Below are 17,509 nucleotides of genomic sequence, written 5' to 3' on the forward strand. Positions count from 1 at the left end.
CGCGGTTAAACATTCCGGCCGACAGGGGGCATCAGGCCAAGGATCATCACGGGCGAGCTCCATGATCATTCCCCTTCCCAAAACCCCAATCGCTCAAGGTCGGGCCGGAACGATGATACCGAACAGGCGGTCAGGCTGCTGGCCATGACCGACGCGAGACCCGATTGAGCGAACGACATGGTCGTGATCCTCCCCGATGGCCAGCCCTGACTCTGCCTGCGGCCGTCTGGCGGTATACGGGCTTCTTCAGCTCCCGGCGAGTTCGAGCACGCCCCAAACGCATAGGCGACCACAGGTGTTCAGATCTCCGGCCAGATGGTTTCATAATCCCGGACGCCGATCCTTCCGATATCCGGCACCATCGGATCATCAGACCCACCCGCCGGCGCCTTGCGGGCCCGATCAGGGCGTCTCCATCGCCACGGGGGCCGAGAGATCGGTCTGTGGACCGGAATATCCACCACCCAGGGCCCGGACAAGGGCGACGGCGGCCTGCATCCGCGACGTCTCGACCGAGAGGGCCGCACGCTCGCTCTCGAGCGCCGCCGTTTGCGCCGTCACGACCTCGAGAAAGTCGCTCGCGCCTTCCTCATAGAGGATGAGGGCCAGCGCCTCGGTCCGTTTCGCGGCGTCCGCGGCCCGACGTTGCTGCGTGGCTTGCTCCGCCAGATCCCGGGCCGCCGCCAAGGCGTCCTCCACCTCGCGAAACGCCTCAAGGACGGTTCCCCGATAGGCGGCCGACAGCTCCGCGTGACGGGCCCGGCTCGCCGCGACCTCCGCCTTTCGCGCGCCGCCGTCCCACAGCGGGATCGTCGCCGAAAGGGGACCCAGGCTCCAGAAACTCGCGGGCGCCGCGAGCAGCGCGCCATGGGCCGCCTGATATCCTCCTCCCAGACCGATGTTGAGGACCGGGAAATAGGCGGCCCGCGCGACGCCGATCCGGGCATTGGCCGCCGCCATGCGACGCTCGGCGGCGGCGATGTCGGGCCGCCGTTGCAATAGCTCCGAAGGAACGCCCCCTGGAATATGGGGCGGCAAAGGCCGGCTGCCGGACCGGGGGACGGTGAACTCCGAAGCGGCGTCTCCTGTGAGCGCCGCGATCTGGTTCTCGACCTGGACGCGACGGCGGTGGACGTCGACGCGGCGCGCTCGCGCGCCGGCGAGTTGCGCTTCTGCCCGGCCCACATCCACCCCCGACGCGACCCCGACCTCGTGACGGGTCGCGGTGAGCGCATGGGCGTGGCTGTAGGCCGTCACGGTCTGATCCAGGAGCGCCATTTCCGAGTCCAGCCCACGAAGCCGGAAATAGGCGTCGGCCAGGGTGGCCTGCAGGCTCAGCCGGACATTGACCAGATCCGCCCCGCTGGCGTCCGCCTCGGCGCGGCTGGCCTCCACGGCGTCGCGGACCCGGCCCCAGAGGTCGAGTTCATAGCCGAGCGCCGCGCCGAGGAAGGATTGATCATAGGCGTCTGTCGGCGTCTGCCCGCCCGCGCGGGTCTGTGACTGCTGTTGGCGTTCGACCCTGCCGCTGACGGTCAGTCGGGGATGAAGACCTGCGGAGTCGAGGCCTGCGGTCGCGCGGGCCTGATCGTATCGGGCGAGCGCCGCCGCGAGCGTTGGGCTCGCGCGATCCAGCTTGAGAATGAGCGCGTCGAGCACGGGGTCCTGAAACACGCTCCACCAGCCACCTCGAGGGACGGCCTCGCCGGGCGTCGCCGAGGCCCAGGCCGCGCCGGCGCCTTGCCCCTCCGGCCCCGTCGCCAAGGCCTTGTAGACGGAAGGGGTCGGGGTGACCGGAAGTTCAAGCGGCGGAGCCAGGGCGCATCCCGAAAGCGCGGCGAACGCGAGAGGCCAGGCCAGCCTAGTCCTGAGCATTGGCGCGGCCCCGAGGTGGTTGTTGTCGGACACTCACCCGATCGCCGTCGGCCAGGGCGTCGGGTGGCGCATTGATGAGGCGCGTTCCCGGTCGCACGCCGTCGAGGATCTCGACGGTGCGACCCTGGTCGCGACCCAGGCGCACCGGGGTGAGGGACACCCTGCCTTTGGAATCGACCGATGCGACGGAAGGCCCGTTGCGGCCGAGGATCAAGGCGCTCGCCGGGATGATGACGCCGCCGCCGCCGGTAACGGGGAAGGTGACTTCAGCGTAGCTTCCGGGCTTCAGCCGCCGCAGCGGGTTGTCCGCCTGGAGTTCCACCAGCATCGTGCCGGAGCGCCCATCCACGGCCTGGGCGCTCCGGGTCACCACCGCCGGAAAGGGCTCGCCGGGCGCCTCGGGCAGCCGCAGCTCGGCGCGCATGCCGGGCCGGATATCGGCAGACGCCGATTGCGGCACGCGGACCTGGACGCGCATTCGACGCGTGTCGGCGATCGTGAACAGCGGCGCTGCAGCCACGCCCGCCGTCACCAGGGCCCCGACCTCCGCCGAGCGGCTGGTCACGATTCCATCGAACGGCGCGGCAAGCCGTGTGAAGCCCCGGAGCGCGGCGAGCCGCTGGACGTTGGCTCGGGCGGCGTCGGCGACCGCCGCGCTGGCGGCCAGGGCGCCGGTCTTCTCGTCCGCGGCCTGGCGCGATACGGCATCCCGTTCCAGCAGCGCGCCCCAGCGGTCGGCGGTGGCCCGCGCGAGCGACAGATCGGCCAGGGCCATCTGATGCTGGGCGCGCGCCTGGGCCAGTTGAAGGTCGAGTTCCGGCGCGTCGAGCACGGCGAGGATCTGGCCGTCGCGCACGGGGTCGCCGATATCGACCAGCCAGCGTTCGACATAGCCGTTGGTGCGCGCGTGGATGTCAGCGGTGTTCCACGCCTGGATCTCCGCGGCCAGGACCAGCTTGCCTTCCGTGTCCGCGGCGGTCGCCTGGATCAGGCTGACGGTCGGGATCGCCGCCTCGCGGGAGACTTCGGCGAGCGCGTCGTCGTTCGCATCGCGCGCCCACGCGCCCCAGGCGATGATCGCGACCGCGCCAAGGGCGCCGGCCGCGAGGGCGGGTTTCAGCCCGACCGCGCGAACCTTACTGAACATGGGCGACATCGAGTTTTCCTGTTGCGGAGCGTTGACCCGCGCGACGGTGAACGAAGCTGAAGATGGCGGGCACCAAAAACAGCGTGGCGGCGGTCGCCAGGATCAGCCCGCCGATGACGGCGCGCCCGAGCGGCGCATTCTGTTCGCCGCCCTCGCCGATCCCGAGCGCCATGGGCGACATGCCGATGATCATGGCCAGGGCGGTCATGAGAACGGGCCTGAAACGGACGAGCCCGGCTTCCAGCGCGGCCTGGGTGGCGTCTCCGAGGACGGCGAGCCGCTCGCGGGCGAAACTGACGATCAGGATCGAATTGGCCGTCGAGACGCCCAGGCACATGATCGCGCCGGTCAGGGCGGGCACCGAGAGCGTCGTGCCGGTGACGAACAGGATCCAGACGATTCCGGCCAGGGCGCCGGGCAAGGCCGAGATGATGACCAGCGGATCGGCCCAGCTCTGGAAATTGACCACCAGCACCAGATAGATCAGCAGCACCGCGCCGATCATCCCCAGCGTCAGGCCCGCGAACGCCGCGTTCATCGTGGCGTACTGGCCGCGGACCGTGACCTTGGCGCCCTTCGGCTGGCCCTGCTCGAGATCCTTGATCACGGCCTTCACGTCACCGGCCACGGCGCCGAGGTCGCGGCCATGGGCGGTGGCGAAGATATTGATCGTCGGCTGGATGTCGTAATGGCTGATCACCGAGGCGACGCCAGTTCGGCGCAAGTCGCTCAACCCGCCCAGAGTTTGCGCGGCCGAACCGCCCGCACCGGTCACCGGAAGCGATTGCAGGTCCTCGATGGAGCCGACCCGATGCTCCGGCACCTGGGCCACGACGGGGTAGGAGACTCCGTTTTCCGGGTTGAGGAAAAACACGGGGGCCGTCTGCGAGGTGCCGGCGAGGGCGTTGCCGACACTGACGGTGACGTCGCGTTCGGTCAGGCCGTATTGCGCGATGCGGGCGCGGTCGACATCGATGTTCAGCTGCGGATAACGGGCGGACTGCTGGATGCGCGCGTCAGCGAGTCCGGGAACGGCGCGCAGGCGGCGGAGCAGCGTTTCCGCATAGGCCGCGTTGGCCGCGAGATCACGTCCGCTGATCTGGATGTCGATCGGCGCCGGAGAGCCGAAGTTCAGAATCTGGGACGTGATGTCGGCGGGCAGGAAGGCGAAGCTCAGTCCCGGAAAGCTCTTGGGGAGTTCCTCCCGGAGCCGCTCCACATGGCGTTCGGTCGGGCGATGCCCTTCTTCCAGGGCGATCAGAATGTCGCCTTCGCTCGAACCGACCGTGCCGCTGTTGTTGTAGACCGTGTTCAGCGGGGCGCTGGACAGGCCGATATTGTCGACGATGGAGCGCAACTCGCTGTCGGGGATCAACTGGCGGACGCGCTGCTGGACGCGGTCCATGACGACCGCCGTCTCTTCGATCCGGGTGCCGGCGGGCGCGCGGACGTGAAGCGAGATCTGCCCGGAATCGACGCTGGGGAAGAAGTCGCGGCCAAGCCAGGGCGTCAGGGCGAACGACGCCAGCACCACGGCCAGAAACACGGGGATGAACACGCGCCGGCCCCCGAGGGCCCGGCCCAGCAGCCGACCATAGGCGATCCGCGTCCGCTCGAATCGCGCTTCGAACGCGCGCTGGAAGCGCACCAGGGGGTTGCGGGAGCCCGGTCTGCCGGCGGCATGGAGATCCAGGCCGGGCACATGCGGCCGAAGCAGATACTTGGCCAGGGTCGGGACCAGGGTTCGCGACAGCACGAAGGAGGCGATCAGGGCGAACACCACCGCCAGCGCCATCGGCACGAAGAGGTAGCCGGCGACCCCTGGCAACAGGAGCATCGGGACGAAGACGATGCAGATGCACAGGAGGGAGACGAAGGCGGGCGTCACGATCTGGGCCGCGCCGTCCATGATGGCGTCGCGCACGCCCTTGCCCTGCTCAAGATGCCAGTTGATGTTTTCGATGGTCACCGTGGCGTCGTCGACGAGGATGCCGATGGCCAGGGCCAGTCCGCCCAGGGTCATGACGTTCAGCGTCTGTCCGCTGGCCGAGAGGGCGGCGATCGCGGCCAGGACGGCCAGGGGTATGGAGAGGGCGATGATCACCGTCGATCGCCAGGATCCGAGGAAAAGAAGGATCATGAGCGAGGTGAGCGCCGCGGCGATCACGCCTTCGACGACCACGGCTTCGAGCGCCCCTCGGACGAAGACGGACTGATCGCCGATGGTTTGAATGGTGAGGGCGTCGGGGAGCCCCGCCGCGATTTCAGGGATCTTCGCCTTGATGCCCTCGACGATCGACAGGGTCGAGGCGGACCCGCCCCGCAGGACCGTCATCAGCGCCGAGCGCTGACCGTTGACGTGAACGACGTTGGTCTGGGGCGCGCTTCCGTCGCGGACATTGGCGACGTCGCGGATATAGATGGTGGCCCCGTCGACCACTTTCACCGGCAGATCGTTCAGCGCCTCGATCGATCCCGGGGCGTTGTTGAGCTTTATGTTGTACTGGAACTCGCCGATCTTGGCGAAGCCCGCCGGATTGATCTGGTTCTGGGCCGCGATCGCCAGCGAGACGTCCTGGGCCGACAGACCGCGGGCGCGCAACGCCTGGGGGTCGAGGTCGATCTGCACCTGCCGCTGTCGTCCGCCGGCGGGGAAGGGCACGGCCGCGCCGGGGATGGTGATCAGCTGCGGTCGAACCTGATTGAGACCGAGATCGTAGAGCTGCTGTTCAGTGAGCCCTTCCCCCGAAAGGGCCAGCTGCACGATCGGGACGGTCGAGGCGTCATAGTTGACGATGAAGGGCGGGCTTGTGCCAGGGGGCAGCTGGCGAAGCATGGTCTGGGAAATCGAGGTCAGCTGCGCGGTCGCTGTGCGGATGTCGACGCCGGGCTGAAAATAGATCTTCACGATCCCCACGCCGGGCATGGACTGGCTCTCGATATGTTCGACATCGCTGACCGTGGCCGACAGGGCCCGCTCGAACGGCGTGATGATCCGCCCGGCCATTTCCTGCGGTGGCAGGCCCGCATAGGTCCAGGCCACGGCGATGACCGGCACCCGGATGTCGGGGAAGATGTCGATGGGCGTGCGAACGGCCGCCACGGCTCCGCCCAGCGCGATGAGGATGGCCATGACGATGAAGGTGAGCGGACGCGTCAACGCGATCCGGACGATCCCCATCATGACGCTGTCCGACCCAAGGCCGTCGTATGCGACGCTGCAACGCTCATCATGGTCCCTCAAGTCGTTCGGGAAGCCGAAGACGCGGCTCAGCTTAAGTCGATCTTAAGAGGCGTCGCGCCGTGACGACTGATCCGATGCGGGGGACGTTTGAGTGAGAACGCTTCATTGCCCCGGGGTCCGGCGGGCGAAGCGCCGAACCGGAGACCCGGCATGGGCGCCGCCTGACGCTGAGGTTTCCCGGGGCCGTCTCCGACGGGATCAGGACGGCGGGTGGCCGCGAGCTTCATCGCCCTCAAGCCGACGGACCCGACGTCGCAGATAGTACCAGACCAACAGGATGGTCACCGGCGCCGCGAGCGCCGCCAGCGCTTCCGGCGAGACGCCGTAGCTATGCGCCAACGGCTTGAGCCCATACCCCAGGAGGCCCAGCGCATAATAGCTGACGGCCACGACCGACAGACCCTCGACCAGATGCTGGAGCTTCAATTGGCGCGCGCTGGTCCGCTCGACCGAATGCAGCAAGGCGGTGTTCTGGGCCTGGACACGCATCTCGATCCGCGTCCTGAGCAGGGCCGTCGCGCGTTCCAGCCGCGTGGCCAGGGCGTCCAGGCGTCCCGAGAACGCCTGGCATGTCCGGGTCGCGGGGGTCAGGCGGCGGTCGATGAAGTCGTCGAGGCGCTGGAATCCCTCGATGCGGACGCAGTCCAGATCTCGCAACCGGTCAGCCACGATGCCGGAATAGGCCGCCATCGCACCCAGTCGGAAGGCGGTGGTCGCCGTCAGGCTGGCGACCTCGGCTGACAGCCGGCTGATCTCGTCGAGCAGCGTCTGATCGTCCCGGTCCTGGGTCAGTCGCTCCGAGACGGCGACCAAGGCGGCCTCCAGTCGGTCGAGGTCGGCGGCTCGCTCCTGAACCATCGGCAAGGCCAGCAGCGCCAGGTTCCGGTAGTTGCCGAGCTCCTGGACCCGCTGCGCCAGCCGTCCCAGATCGGCCGGATGCATGCCGCCCGCGGCCAGCACCAGACGCCCCCAGCCGTCATCATGGACCTTGAAGTCGGACCACAGGCGCGCCTCGTCCTTTCGACAGCTGATCAGGTCTTCGGGATCAAGCTCGGCGACGGCCGGGACGGCCCGGCGCTCGTCGGCCTCGACCACGACCCGGACCGCCCGGATCACCAGGCCCGGGGCGGTTTCCAGCCAATCCAGCAGAACGGGCGGATGAGGCTCCAGGGAGAAGGGCTCGCCCGCCGCGTAGGAGATGACCGTATAGGTCGAGGCCTCGCTGTGCCGTTCCCAGAGCCACACCGGACCGCCGGCGATCATGCCGCGTCCATGGCGCGGGAACACCTGATCCTGATCGCCCGATCGTTCGGCCAGGGCGAGGAGCGACGCATATTCCCGTTCCCGGTCCGCGCCTTCGACAAGACGCAGGACCTGGAGGATCCGGCACGGCGTCGTCAGGGGCGGCATTCGGCGTAGATGCATTTCCGATACGATTCGGTCCCGCATCGGATGGCTCTTCAGTTCCATCGCGACGCCCCCTGGTCGGCGATCATCAGGCGCATCGCATTGGCCGTGACCGCCAGGGAACTGGCGATCATGGCGACGGCGGCCCAGGCGGGACTGAGCAGGCCCAGAGCCGCCGCCGGCAAGGCGAAGAGGTTGTAGGCGAGGGCGAGCACGATGTTCTGTCGCAACCGGCGTCGCGCCGCCGCGGCGAGGTCCAAGACGTCGACCACCCGGCCCAGCCCGCCCCGGGTGATGACGACGGCGGCGGTCGCCGACGCCGCGGCGTGCGCTCGCGCGACCGATATCCCGCAGTCCGCGGCGGCCAGCGCCGGCCCGTCGTTCACGCCGTCGCCGACGAACAGCACCGGCCCCCGTGCGCGCCGGACCAGTTCGCCCTTGGACAGGGGGGTGCAGCCGGCGAAAACGCTGGACGGGCTGAGGCCCACCGCGCGGGCGACGGCGTGGGCCGGACCTTCGGCGTCGCCGGTGGCCAACAGGACGTCGATGCCGCGCCGCCGCAGCTCCAGAATGGTGTCTCCGGCCTCGGGATCGATCGCGTCCCCGATCAGCAGGTCCCCTACCGGGACGTCGTCCAGCCAGACCCGCAGGCGCGTGGCGCCCTCCGCCGCGCCGCCTGGCGCGCCGCCGACCCGGATCCGGCGACCGGCGGGGTCGAACCCCCGGGCGTCGCGGGAGCCACGCGATCCTCCAGCCCCGAGGGGACCGCCATGATGCGCCGTCACGGCCCGGGCGAGTGGATGGTCGAGACCCGTCTCGGCCCGAGCGGCGAGCGCCACGACCTCCGCGTCGGTCCAGCCGGCCCGGGACTCGACCGACAGGACCCGGGGCTGACCGGCCGTCAGGGTGCCGGTCTTGTCGAAGATTGCCGTACGGGCCCCGGTCAGGCGTTCGACCACGGCGGCGTCCACCAGACGAAAGCCGCGTCCGGCGGCAATCACGCTGGCCCGCAAGTGGACGAGGGGCGCCGCGAGACTCAGGGCGCAGGGGCAGGCCGCCAACATGACGACCAGGCCCCGGACCAGTCCGGTTTCGATCGAACGCGTCAGGATCGCGGTGACCAGAACGATGAGCAGCGAAACGACGGGAATGGCGGTCGTCAGGAGGCCGGCCGCGCGGCTCACGCTGTCGATCGGTTCGCCCCGCGCCGCCAGTTCTATCGCGATGCGGCCGCCCATGCGGTCCACGTCGCGGTCGCCTGATACACGATCGACACGCACCTCGACAGCCCGGACGAGATTGACCGTGCCGGCGGCGATGCGGTCGCCGACCCCAAGAGCGCTCGCGCCGCTTTCGCCTGTCAGAATAGCGGTATCGACGGCGCTTCGCCCGCTCACGACGACGCCGTCGACCGTCGAGACGCCGCCCGCTCGAACCTGAACGACATCGCCGATCGCCAGCTGATCGCAGGCCACCGGCTCCCAGCCGCCCGCGCCATCGCGCCGCTCAGCGGTGTCGTCGAACAGACGACCGAGGGCGAGCGTGGCGTCCGTGGCGTTTCGGCGGACGTGGGTCTCGATCAAACGGGCCAGCACAAGCAGGGTGACCAGCATGGTGGCGGTGTCGAAATAGACCTGTGCCCCCCCGCGAGCGAGGGCGAGCGCCGAGGTGGCGACGGAGCCGACCACGCCGAGGCTGATCAAGAGGTCCAGACCGGGCGCGCGAAGACGGATCGATCGCGCCGCCATCCGTCCGATTCCTGCGCCGCTGAACAGGATAACGGGCCCGGCCAGGACGCCGCTGGCCAGGGCGATCCACCACGCTGCGGCGGGCGACAATCCCGGGTCCAGATACAGCACCACCGCGCAGGCCATGGACCACATGCCGAAGGCGATCGCCACGACCAGGCGCAGGGTGAGCGAACGGACCTCCCGGTCCAGTCGCAGGCGAATGGTCTGGGGGTCGCTGCGCTCCAGAAGGCGGTAGCCCGCCTCGTGCACGCAGGCACGGACGGCCTCCGCGTCGCACCGGTCCGGGTCCCACTGCACCAGGGCCGAGGCGGTGACATAGTGGACGCCGGCGCCGATCACGCCGTCGATCGCGCGGAGGCGGCTTTCCAGGCCTCGCGCGCAGCCGCCGCACCACAGGCCGTCCACGGCGAACAGCTGCCGCGTGACGGCGGCGGGCACCGGCCTAACGTCCCCCGGCCGGCGCCGCTGGCGGGGCGCCGGCGCCCAGCAGCCGGCCGTGATAGATCCGCCCGTAGAAAGTCTCCGCGCCGGTGTGGTTGCGCGCGGCGTTCTCGGCGACCGTACCGGTCTGGCGGGGGTCCCTGGGGCGTTCCTGGCTGTTGATGTAGGCCGCCACGTCCCACGCCTGCTGATCGGTCAGCCGGTTGGTCTGGCCGAGGGGCATATTGGCCTTGATGAAGCCCGCGGCCGTGTTCACGCGCGCCATTCCGGCGCCCCAGTTGTAGGACTGCGGACCCCAAAGGGGCGGAAAGACCGTGCGCCCGTTGGCGTCGGCCTGGCCCTGGCCGTCGGCGGAATGGCAGACCGCGCAGTTGGCGGCGAAGACCTGCTGCCCGCGGACGGGGTCATATCCGAGGGCGGTCTTCTGCAGCTCCGGATAGCCCGAGCCCTCCATATCGACGCCCGTGGGGGCCCCGGTGGCGAGGAAATGCATATAGGTCTGCAGATCCTTGTAGACGTCGTGGCCAGCGGGCGGTGGGCCGCCGCTCGGCGAGGCCTGGGCGTTCATCGAATAGGTGAAACAGCCCTTGATCCGATCCTCCATCGTATTGATCTGCTTGTTCTTGGAGCGATATTTCGGATAGGCGACCCAGGCGGCCCACATCGGCGCCGAGTCCGGCCGTCGTCCGCCGTCCAGATGGCAGGCCGCGCACGACAGGCTGTTGCCCACGAAGTCCGAGGCATTCGCCGGGGTGTTCATGAAGATCGCCTCGCCGCGCCGAATGGCGTCGCCGGAGGGACCGTCCGGTATGGCCGAGGACATCGGCGGCTGGAAATAGGCGGCCGGCTCGAGACCCGGTCCATCGCCGCCTTCGCTGCCCTTGCGATCGCGAATCCAGCCTGCGTCGACGGCCAGGGTGCCGATCACGAAGAGGGCCAGTCCGCCGGCGACGGCGAAGATGGCGTCGCGGGCGAGGCCGCCCTTGCGCGGCTTGTCGGGGCCGGTGGCGGGGGGCGGGGATTTGGGGTCATCGGACATGGTCTAGCGCCTGTCGTCAGGAGGTGAAGCGGGATTGGGCGGCAAGGTGGCGAGATAGTCCGCCACGGCGCGGCGATCGGCGTCCGACAGGTTGCGGGAGACGGCGTTCATCAGATCGACGGAGGAATTGTCGCGCTGTCCTCCGGCCCAGGCGGAAAGTTGAGAGGCGGTATAGGCGGGATGCTGGGCGGCCAGAGACGGGAACTGCGGCGCGACCCCAAAGCCCGAGGGGCCGTGGCAGGAGAAGCAGGCCGGGACATTCTTGGACCAGTCGCCATAGAGCGCCAAGCGTTCGCCCCGCGCGATGTCTCCGCCGAGCGACGGCCTGGCCGTGGAGGGGGCCCGCAATCGCGCATAATAGTCCCCAAGCGCGCGGCGCTCGTCCGGCGACAGGGCGGAGGCCACAATGGCCATCGACTCGTTTTCGCGGGCGCCCGCGATATAGTCGTTCAGCTGTTTGACGATATAGGCCGAGGGCAGGCCGGCCAGTCGGGGCACGGTCTCGCTGCCCTGGCCCCGGGTCCCATGACAGGACGAACAGGACCAGGCGTCGCCTCGCCCCTCGTTGATCAGTCGGATCACCCCGGCGTCAATCGCGGCCGGGGGCGGCGCGACGAACACGGGTTGCGGCGCCAGGTCCGGCGCCATGCGGGAGACGATCTCGACGCCGCCCCGCCAGGGCCCCCGGTCAGGGAACCGGCGACGCTGTGCCGCGACGAAGGCGGGGGTGACCGGGGCCTCGGCTCCGCCCCAGGTTTGGCGGACGTACGAGGCGACGCGGGCCAGTTCTTCGTCGGACAGAACGCTGGAGAAGTTCGGCATATGGCCGTTGAAGGTCCGACCGCTGACGGCGATGGGGCCGTCGATCCCGTGCAGCAGTATCTGGACCACGACCTGGGGATCGGCCGAGACGAAGGCTGAGCCTTCCAGGGGCGGCACGGCGCCGCGAACCCCCACGGCGTTGGGCTGATGGCAGGAGGAGCAGCGGGCCTCGAAGATCTGCGCCCCGGAATTGACCGCATGACGGGGCAATTCGGCCATCTGGGCGGCGCGTTCGGACCGGCCGATCGCGACGGCCTGGCTGTTGTCCCACAGGGTGATGCCGCCCCAGAGGGCCAGGGCGACGGCGATCCAGAGAACCGGGAGCGGGATGCGCCGGAACTCCTCATAGGGTTCGTAGGCCTCGTCCGTCTCGCGTCGTTCGACCGGGTCGGGGGTTCGCCGTGTCCAGGGAAGGCGGATCATCGCGGCTCGCCCCTCTCGCTGTAGCCGTCATCGCGAACGCCGGCGCGGGGCGCCGGGAAAGTCCTGTCCAAACTCTTGAGATAGGCCACCAGATCCAGGGCCTGGGAGCGGGCCACGACGACCTTGCCCGCGGGCGCATAGCCCCCGGGCATGGCCACGACGACATCGCCCCTGGCCGCCTTGTCCTTGATCTCGAACAGATAGGGATAGGCGGGCATGATGCTCCAGTCGAACACGGCCCGGGGCTGGTAGAGATGGGTGAGATGCCAGTCCCGGCTGGGAAGCCGTGCGCCGACGTTCTGAAGATCCGGCCCGGTCCGCATGGTGCCCAGCTGGTGGGGCTGATCGTAGAAATAGTCCGAGGCCACCGAGGCGCGCCCCCAACCACGTTCGGCGTCGGGGGCCTGGTCCAGCGACCGGGGCTGCTGGCTGTGACAGGACACGCAGCCCTGCGAGACATAGATGTCGCGGCCGCGCGATTCCGCCGCAGTATAGGCCTCGAGACCCGGTGTGGGGGGCTCGGTCCGTATCTGGATGCCTGGGAGGATCACGAGAAGGAGGGTGGCGAAGGCCAGGATGGCGAGGGCGAGGACGCCGAGGGGAATGACGCGGTTCATGCGGCGGTCGCCGGAACGGTGTCGGGCGGCGAGTCAGTGGCGTCCGACGCGGACGACGGGGCCCGTCCGCGCACGATCACGGCCATGAAATGGATCGCGAAGATCAGATGGCCCACGGTCATCAGGATACCGCCCACGGACCGGGCCTCGAGATATGGCTTGAGCAGCGTCACGCTGTCGGCGAAAGGACGGGTCACATCCAGCATCGCCAGGCCCTGGAGGACGCCGCCCACCGTCAATGACACGAAATAGACGGCGAAGCCGGCGACCACGAGCCAGAAATGGGCCGCGATCAACCTGGGCCAGGGCCAGGCGCGACCGGTCAGCCGCGGCAGGGTGTGGTAGACGGCGCCGAACAGAACGAAGGACACGAAGCCATAGGCGCCGAGATGGGCGTGGCCGACCGTGTATTGTGTGAAGTGGGTCACGGTGTTGACGCTGCGCAGCGCCTCGATCGACCCCTGGAAGGAGGCCGCCGTGTACATGAGCGCGCCCAGGGAGATGAATCTGAGGGGGATGGAAGCCTTGAAGACCCAGAGGTTGCGCGCGACTGTGACGTGCTGATTGACGGCCACGGCGATCACCGGGACGAACATCATCACGCTGTGGACGATGGACAGGGTGACGACCCAGGTGGGGACCGGGCCGCCGATCAGATGGTGGATGCCGACCTGGCTGTAGAAGAGGGCCAGGGCCCAGAAGCCGAGCAGCGACAGGCTGTAGGAATAGATCGGCTTGCCGATGATCTTGGGAATGAAATAATAGGCCGCGCCGACACCGAGGGGGGTGAGCCACAGACCCAGGACATTGTGGGCGAACCACCAGTTCACGGTGGCTTCCTGCACGCCCGAATGCAGGCCGGGCAGGTTGGCGATGAAGAACAGGATCGGAAACCAGCACAGGGCGCCAAGATAGTACCAGCCGGTCACATAGATGTGGCCGACGTTGCGATTCAGCGCTGTTCGCAGCAGGGGCAGGACGAAACAGGCCCCGGCGGCGGCCAGCAGGATGTCGATCTGCCAGGGAATCTCCAGCCATTCCTCGCCGTCGGTCCAGCCGGAAGCGATGGCCGCGGCCCCGGCGGCCAGGGCGATGTTCCAGAGCGCGGCGCCCAGGATCGGAAGGCGCGGATGACGCAGCGCGGTGTGGAAGATGCGCGGCGCGATCCATATCGCCACCCCGATGCCGGTCAGCGACAGCCAGCCGTAGGCCACCATGTTCAGATGCAGGGTCCGGACCCGCCCGAAGGTCAGGGGACCATAGGCCGAAAGCCAGTCCGGCCAGTGCAGTTTGAGCGAGGCCATGACCCCGAACACGGACCCCAGCACAAGCCAGAAGATGCCGCTCGCCAGCAGGACCAGAACGGGCCGTCGCGAGACAGCGTCGATCCCCGCCCGCGCGGTGTCATAGTGGTGCGGGCCGAGGGCCTGTGGGTCGTCGCCGGCCATGGTGGCGTCGTCGGCCTGCCCGGCCTCGCCGGGGACGAACACCGTATAGGCCTGACCCTGGTGCAGTTCCATCTGACGGTTGGTCACCGCCCAGATCAGGAAGGCCAGCGCCAGCAGGGAGACAAGGAAGCTGAGAGCCAGCAAAAGGCCGATCGTCACCGACACGCGCGTTCTCCCGGATCAGAATGCGACGGTGACATCTGCATATCCATAGACGGTATCGCCGGTATCGGGCGCGCCGGGCGCGTCGATCAGAACCCGCCCCTTGAACAGCCGGGCCGCTCCGACTTCCAGCCAGGCGCCATCGGGTCGCAGCGCATATCGCGCCCGCGCTTCGATCTGCTGCCCGGCGAACCGCCCGGAGCGACCCGAAGGGTCGGCGACCAAGGTCAGGCCGAGGGCGTCGGTCGGGCTGTCCAGCCAGAGCCCCCTGTACATCGCCATCGCCTCGAACCGGGGGGAGGGCCTGACCTCGACCCGGACGCCAGGCGACCTCAGGTTCTGGCGCGAGACGGGCCCGTAGAGACCGGCGGGGCCGAACTCGAACCGACGGGCGCCGAACAGTGGATCAAACCGCGCGTAATGGTCTCCGCCTTCGTCGCCGCTGGCGTGGTCATACTGGACCGCCAGCCGGGGCTTCCAGACGCGATCGAAGGTTCGGCCCACTTCGGCGTGCATGAACCAGGCGCCGACGTCCAGATCGCGCGTGTCGGCCACGGCGGCCGTCCGTCGGGCCGTGCCGACCTGTCCCGCGGCCTCGAGCTCGAAATCCACCCGACCGGTCCCGGGCCCCCGACGCAAGCGAAAGCCGGGCGTGAACAGCCGCCTGTCCCGGGTCTGCAGGGCCGGGTCATCCTGTTCGTTCAGCCCATAGCCGTAGATTTCCAGGGTGGTGGCCCGATCATCGAGCGATCCCACCCATGACGCGCCAAAGAACTGCAGGTCGGTGCTTTCGCGGTCCCATTCGACGGCATGGCCTTCCACGCCGGCCCGGTCGTCGGGCAAGCGGTACTGGGGCATGACCCAAAACGCGGTCAGGTTCCCGCCCCCCAGCGGGGTCTGAAGCCGCGCGCCCGTATAGGCGTTGGTGGTGTTGCGGAAATTCTGTCGCGAGACCAGCCGCTTGGACCCGACGTCCATCGTCATCCGGCCCAGGCGGAGAACGCTGTCGCCGTCGCCGCCGAGATCGATATCGGCAAAGGCTTGCACCAGTTCGAGTCCGTTGACCTCGCTGGTGCCCACGGAGGACAGGGGATCCTGTCCGAACGCCCGAGAATCGTACAATTCGGTCCCGAAGCGAACGCGACCGGCGTCGTAGCCCACGGCCAGGGTCGCGCGGGTGAACAGGACGTCGTCATGTTCGGCGAAACGCGGACGGAACTGGCCCGCCAGGGTTTCCGCGCGAACCCGCAGGCTGCCAGATACGGTCCAGCGCGAGGGTGTGGCGGGGGCCTCCGGAGCGATCACCGGCGCCGACTGCGCCGCGGCCGGATGGGATATCGCCAAGACCGCGAGGAGCGGTGCGATCATCGGGCGACGGGTCCAATACGACGAATCCTACCCATGGCAGGGGCGGTCAGGACGCCGCGGCGAACCATCCCCTCCTCGACGACCTGGGTGACGCTGACATCATGCACCTGGGTGTCCTGGCCCTGGGCGAAGGCGGCATAGCGATGCAGCCCTTCCAGCATGCCGACATTGGTGGCGGCGAGATACAGCCGGTCGGCTTCGATCGCGCGGCCATCGATCGTGACGTCGCTGACGCGCCGTCCAGCTGGACGGTTAAGGTCGAAGGTCCAGCCGATGCCGGAGGTCTGCACCAGGCCTCCGACGCGGTCGAAGACATCTTCGGGTCCGAGGTTGGTGGCGCTCTGTTCGAGGATCGACAGGACCTGGGCGCCCGTCAAACGCAGGGTCACCATCCTCGTCGGATGGGGCAGCAGGGTGACCAGGCGATCGCGCGTGACCGGTCCCGGGGTGACGGAAACGCCGTAACCGACGCCGGGCATGAAGGCGATGTCCGCGCCCGTGCGTTCGCGCATCAGGTCGCCGACCAGAACGTCGAAGGGGCTTTCAGATTTGTACTGGCGTCCGATCCGATCATAGGCCGTGGCCAGGACCTCATCGAGGCGGGCGCGATGGGGTCCGTCCAGATCGGACACCAGGGCGGCGATGCGGGGATCCGGGTCGATCCGGTCGTTCCAGAGGTCGGTCACCTTGCCCTCGACCGCCGACACCTCGCCGTCCGCGTCCACGGTGACGGTCAGCTCGCCAAGAGCGGCCGCATCGGACACGGCTTGGGCGATCCAGACCCCGTTCACCCGCTCGGGGGGATCGATCCGGTCGTGGGAATGAGCGGCCACGATCAGATCGATGTCGGGAATCTGTCGCGCCATCTCGCGATCTACGGCGGTGCCCTGGTGCGACAGGACCACAACCACTTCGGCGGCCTCGCGCATTTGCGGCAGAAAGGCGCGCGCCGCGTCGATGCCGTTGGTGAAGGTCACGCCCCGGGTGTTGGCCTTGGATCCGGTCTCGCCGGTGTTGTGATAGCTAAGGGCCAGCACAGCGACCCGGACGCCGCCGACCTCGAACATCTCCCACGGCCGTCCGAATATGGGTTCGCCGTCCATCAGGGCGTTGGCTCCCCGCATCGGAAAGTCGGCGATGGCCTGAAGTTCCCGGGTCCGGTCCAGCCCGTAGTCGAAATCGTGATTGCCCAGGGCCATGAAGCGATAGCCGACCGCGTTCATCAGCCGGATCATCGCCTCGCCTCGCGTGGCGTTGCCGACCAGGTCGTCGCTGAAGGTGTCGCCCCCGTCCACGAGCAGCACAGAGTCGGGTCCGACTTTCCGGCGCACGTTTTCGATCGCGGAGGCGAGGTAGGCGAAGCCGCCGATCATGGCGGCCCGGTCGAACTGGGCCGGGTCGCGGCCGGGATCGCCCGTCTGGGCGGTGGCGTCGCCCGGCGCGACCGGGAAAGGCGTATGACGCCCGTGCATGTCGTTGGTGTGCAACAGGGTGAAGGCGCGATCCTGGGCCAGAGCCGGGCGCGGCGCGGCCGCGACCACCAGTCCAAGCGCGACCGCGATCATTCCGAGCTTCATGCGTTTTTCTCCCGACGTTTTGCCGCAGGAGCCACACGTCCTACCTTAAGGCAGTCTTAAGGCCGGATTCGGTCCACCATTTTTACGACCACCGGTCGCTCCGCGGCGAGAGCAAATCCGGCGTCAGGTCGGGGCGGACCGTGATTGGGGTTGGGACGGGGCGTTTGACGAACGTCGATGTTTCCGAC

Annotated in this window: 11 protein-coding genes; all 11 read right to left on the reverse strand. The window is 68.7% G+C overall.

Annotated elements, in window-relative coordinates:
• Positions 1 to 402 precede the first annotated feature (402 nt).
• Positions 403 to 1,908, reverse strand: coding sequence for an efflux transporter outer membrane subunit (locus Q8Q71_RS07075; protein WP_305758922.1), 1,506 nt, complete (start codon positions 1,906 to 1,908; stop codon positions 403 to 405).
• The gene (locus Q8Q71_RS07080) at positions 1,862 to 3,031 is read right to left on the reverse strand and encodes an efflux RND transporter periplasmic adaptor subunit (RefSeq protein WP_305758923.1); all 1,170 of its coding nucleotides are present in this window, start codon (positions 3,029 to 3,031) and stop codon (positions 1,862 to 1,864) included. Before Q8Q71_RS07080 ends, Q8Q71_RS07075 begins: the two co-directional genes overlap by 47 nt.
• The gene (locus tag Q8Q71_RS07085) at positions 3,012 to 6,206 is read right to left on the reverse strand and encodes an efflux RND transporter permease subunit (RefSeq protein ID WP_305758924.1); all 3,195 of its coding nucleotides are present in this window, start codon (positions 6,204 to 6,206) and stop codon (positions 3,012 to 3,014) included. The genes Q8Q71_RS07080 and Q8Q71_RS07085 overlap by 20 nt, the downstream gene beginning before the upstream one ends.
• Before the next feature lie 258 nt (positions 6,207 to 6,464).
• On the reverse strand, positions 6,465 to 7,736 hold the full coding sequence (locus Q8Q71_RS07090; RefSeq protein ID WP_371315934.1) for a DUF3422 family protein: 1,272 nt from the start codon (positions 7,734 to 7,736) through the stop codon (positions 6,465 to 6,467).
• Positions 7,727 to 9,862: a cation-translocating P-type ATPase gene (locus tag Q8Q71_RS07095; RefSeq protein WP_305758925.1), complete on the reverse strand. Its 2,136-nt coding sequence runs from the start codon at positions 9,860 to 9,862 to the stop codon at positions 7,727 to 7,729. Before Q8Q71_RS07095 ends, Q8Q71_RS07090 begins: the two co-directional genes overlap by 10 nt.
• Before the next feature lie 4 nt (positions 9,863 to 9,866).
• Entirely contained in the window at positions 9,867 to 10,904 is a 1,038-nt protein-coding gene (locus Q8Q71_RS07100; RefSeq protein ID WP_305758926.1) for a c-type cytochrome, read from the reverse strand.
• 3 nt (positions 10,905 to 10,907) lie between these two features.
• The gene (locus Q8Q71_RS07105) at positions 10,908 to 12,149 is read right to left on the reverse strand and encodes a c-type cytochrome (RefSeq protein WP_298747939.1); all 1,242 of its coding nucleotides are present in this window, start codon (positions 12,147 to 12,149) and stop codon (positions 10,908 to 10,910) included.
• Complete coding sequence (locus Q8Q71_RS07110; RefSeq protein WP_298747941.1) at positions 12,146 to 12,766, reverse strand: cbb3-type cytochrome c oxidase subunit II; 621 nt, start codon at positions 12,764 to 12,766, stop codon at positions 12,146 to 12,148. Before Q8Q71_RS07110 ends, Q8Q71_RS07105 begins: the two co-directional genes overlap by 4 nt.
• The gene (locus Q8Q71_RS07115; protein ID WP_305758927.1) at positions 12,763 to 14,379 is read right to left on the reverse strand and encodes a cbb3-type cytochrome c oxidase subunit I; all 1,617 of its coding nucleotides are present in this window, start codon (positions 14,377 to 14,379) and stop codon (positions 12,763 to 12,765) included. Before Q8Q71_RS07115 ends, Q8Q71_RS07110 begins: the two co-directional genes overlap by 4 nt.
• Positions 14,380 to 14,394: 15 nt before the next feature.
• Positions 14,395 to 15,744, reverse strand: coding sequence for an alginate export family protein (locus tag Q8Q71_RS07120; RefSeq protein ID WP_305758928.1), 1,350 nt, complete (start codon positions 15,742 to 15,744; stop codon positions 14,395 to 14,397).
• Positions 15,741 to 17,321, reverse strand: coding sequence for a bifunctional UDP-sugar hydrolase/5'-nucleotidase (locus Q8Q71_RS07125; RefSeq protein ID WP_305758929.1), 1,581 nt, complete (start codon positions 17,319 to 17,321; stop codon positions 15,741 to 15,743). Before Q8Q71_RS07125 ends, Q8Q71_RS07120 begins: the two co-directional genes overlap by 4 nt.
• Between the last annotated feature and the right edge of the window lie 188 nt (positions 17,322 to 17,509).

The sequence above is a fragment of the Brevundimonas sp. genome (assembly GCF_030704825.1).
In the GTDB taxonomy this organism is placed as follows: domain Bacteria; phylum Pseudomonadota; class Alphaproteobacteria; order Caulobacterales; family Caulobacteraceae; genus Brevundimonas.

What these genes read in the sequence shown, in the direction of transcription:
- Q8Q71_RS07080 (WP_305758923.1), bottom strand. Translation starts at nt 3,031, where the DNA reads ATGTCGCCCATGTTCAGTAAGGTTCGCGCGGTCGGGCTGAAACCCGCC.
- Q8Q71_RS07085 (WP_305758924.1), bottom strand. Translation starts at nt 6,206, where the DNA reads ATGATGGGGATCGTCCGGATCGCGTTGACGCGTCCGCTCACCTTCATC.
- Q8Q71_RS07100 (WP_305758926.1), bottom strand. Translation starts at nt 10,904, where the DNA reads ATGTCCGATGACCCCAAATCCCCGCCCCCCGCCACCGGCCCCGACAAG.
- Q8Q71_RS07125 (WP_305758929.1), bottom strand. Translation starts at nt 17,321, where the DNA reads ATGAAGCTCGGAATGATCGCGGTCGCGCTTGGACTGGTGGTCGCGGCC.
- Q8Q71_RS07120 (WP_305758928.1), bottom strand. Translation starts at nt 15,744, where the DNA reads ATGATCGCACCGCTCCTCGCGGTCTTGGCGATATCCCATCCGGCCGCG.
- Q8Q71_RS07110 (WP_298747941.1), bottom strand. Translation starts at nt 12,766, where the DNA reads ATGAACCGCGTCATTCCCCTCGGCGTCCTCGCCCTCGCCATCCTGGCC.
- Q8Q71_RS07090 (WP_371315934.1), bottom strand. Translation starts at nt 7,736, where the DNA reads ATGGAACTGAAGAGCCATCCGATGCGGGACCGAATCGTATCGGAAATG.
- Q8Q71_RS07105 (WP_298747939.1), bottom strand. Translation starts at nt 12,149, where the DNA reads ATGATCCGCCTTCCCTGGACACGGCGAACCCCCGACCCGGTCGAACGA.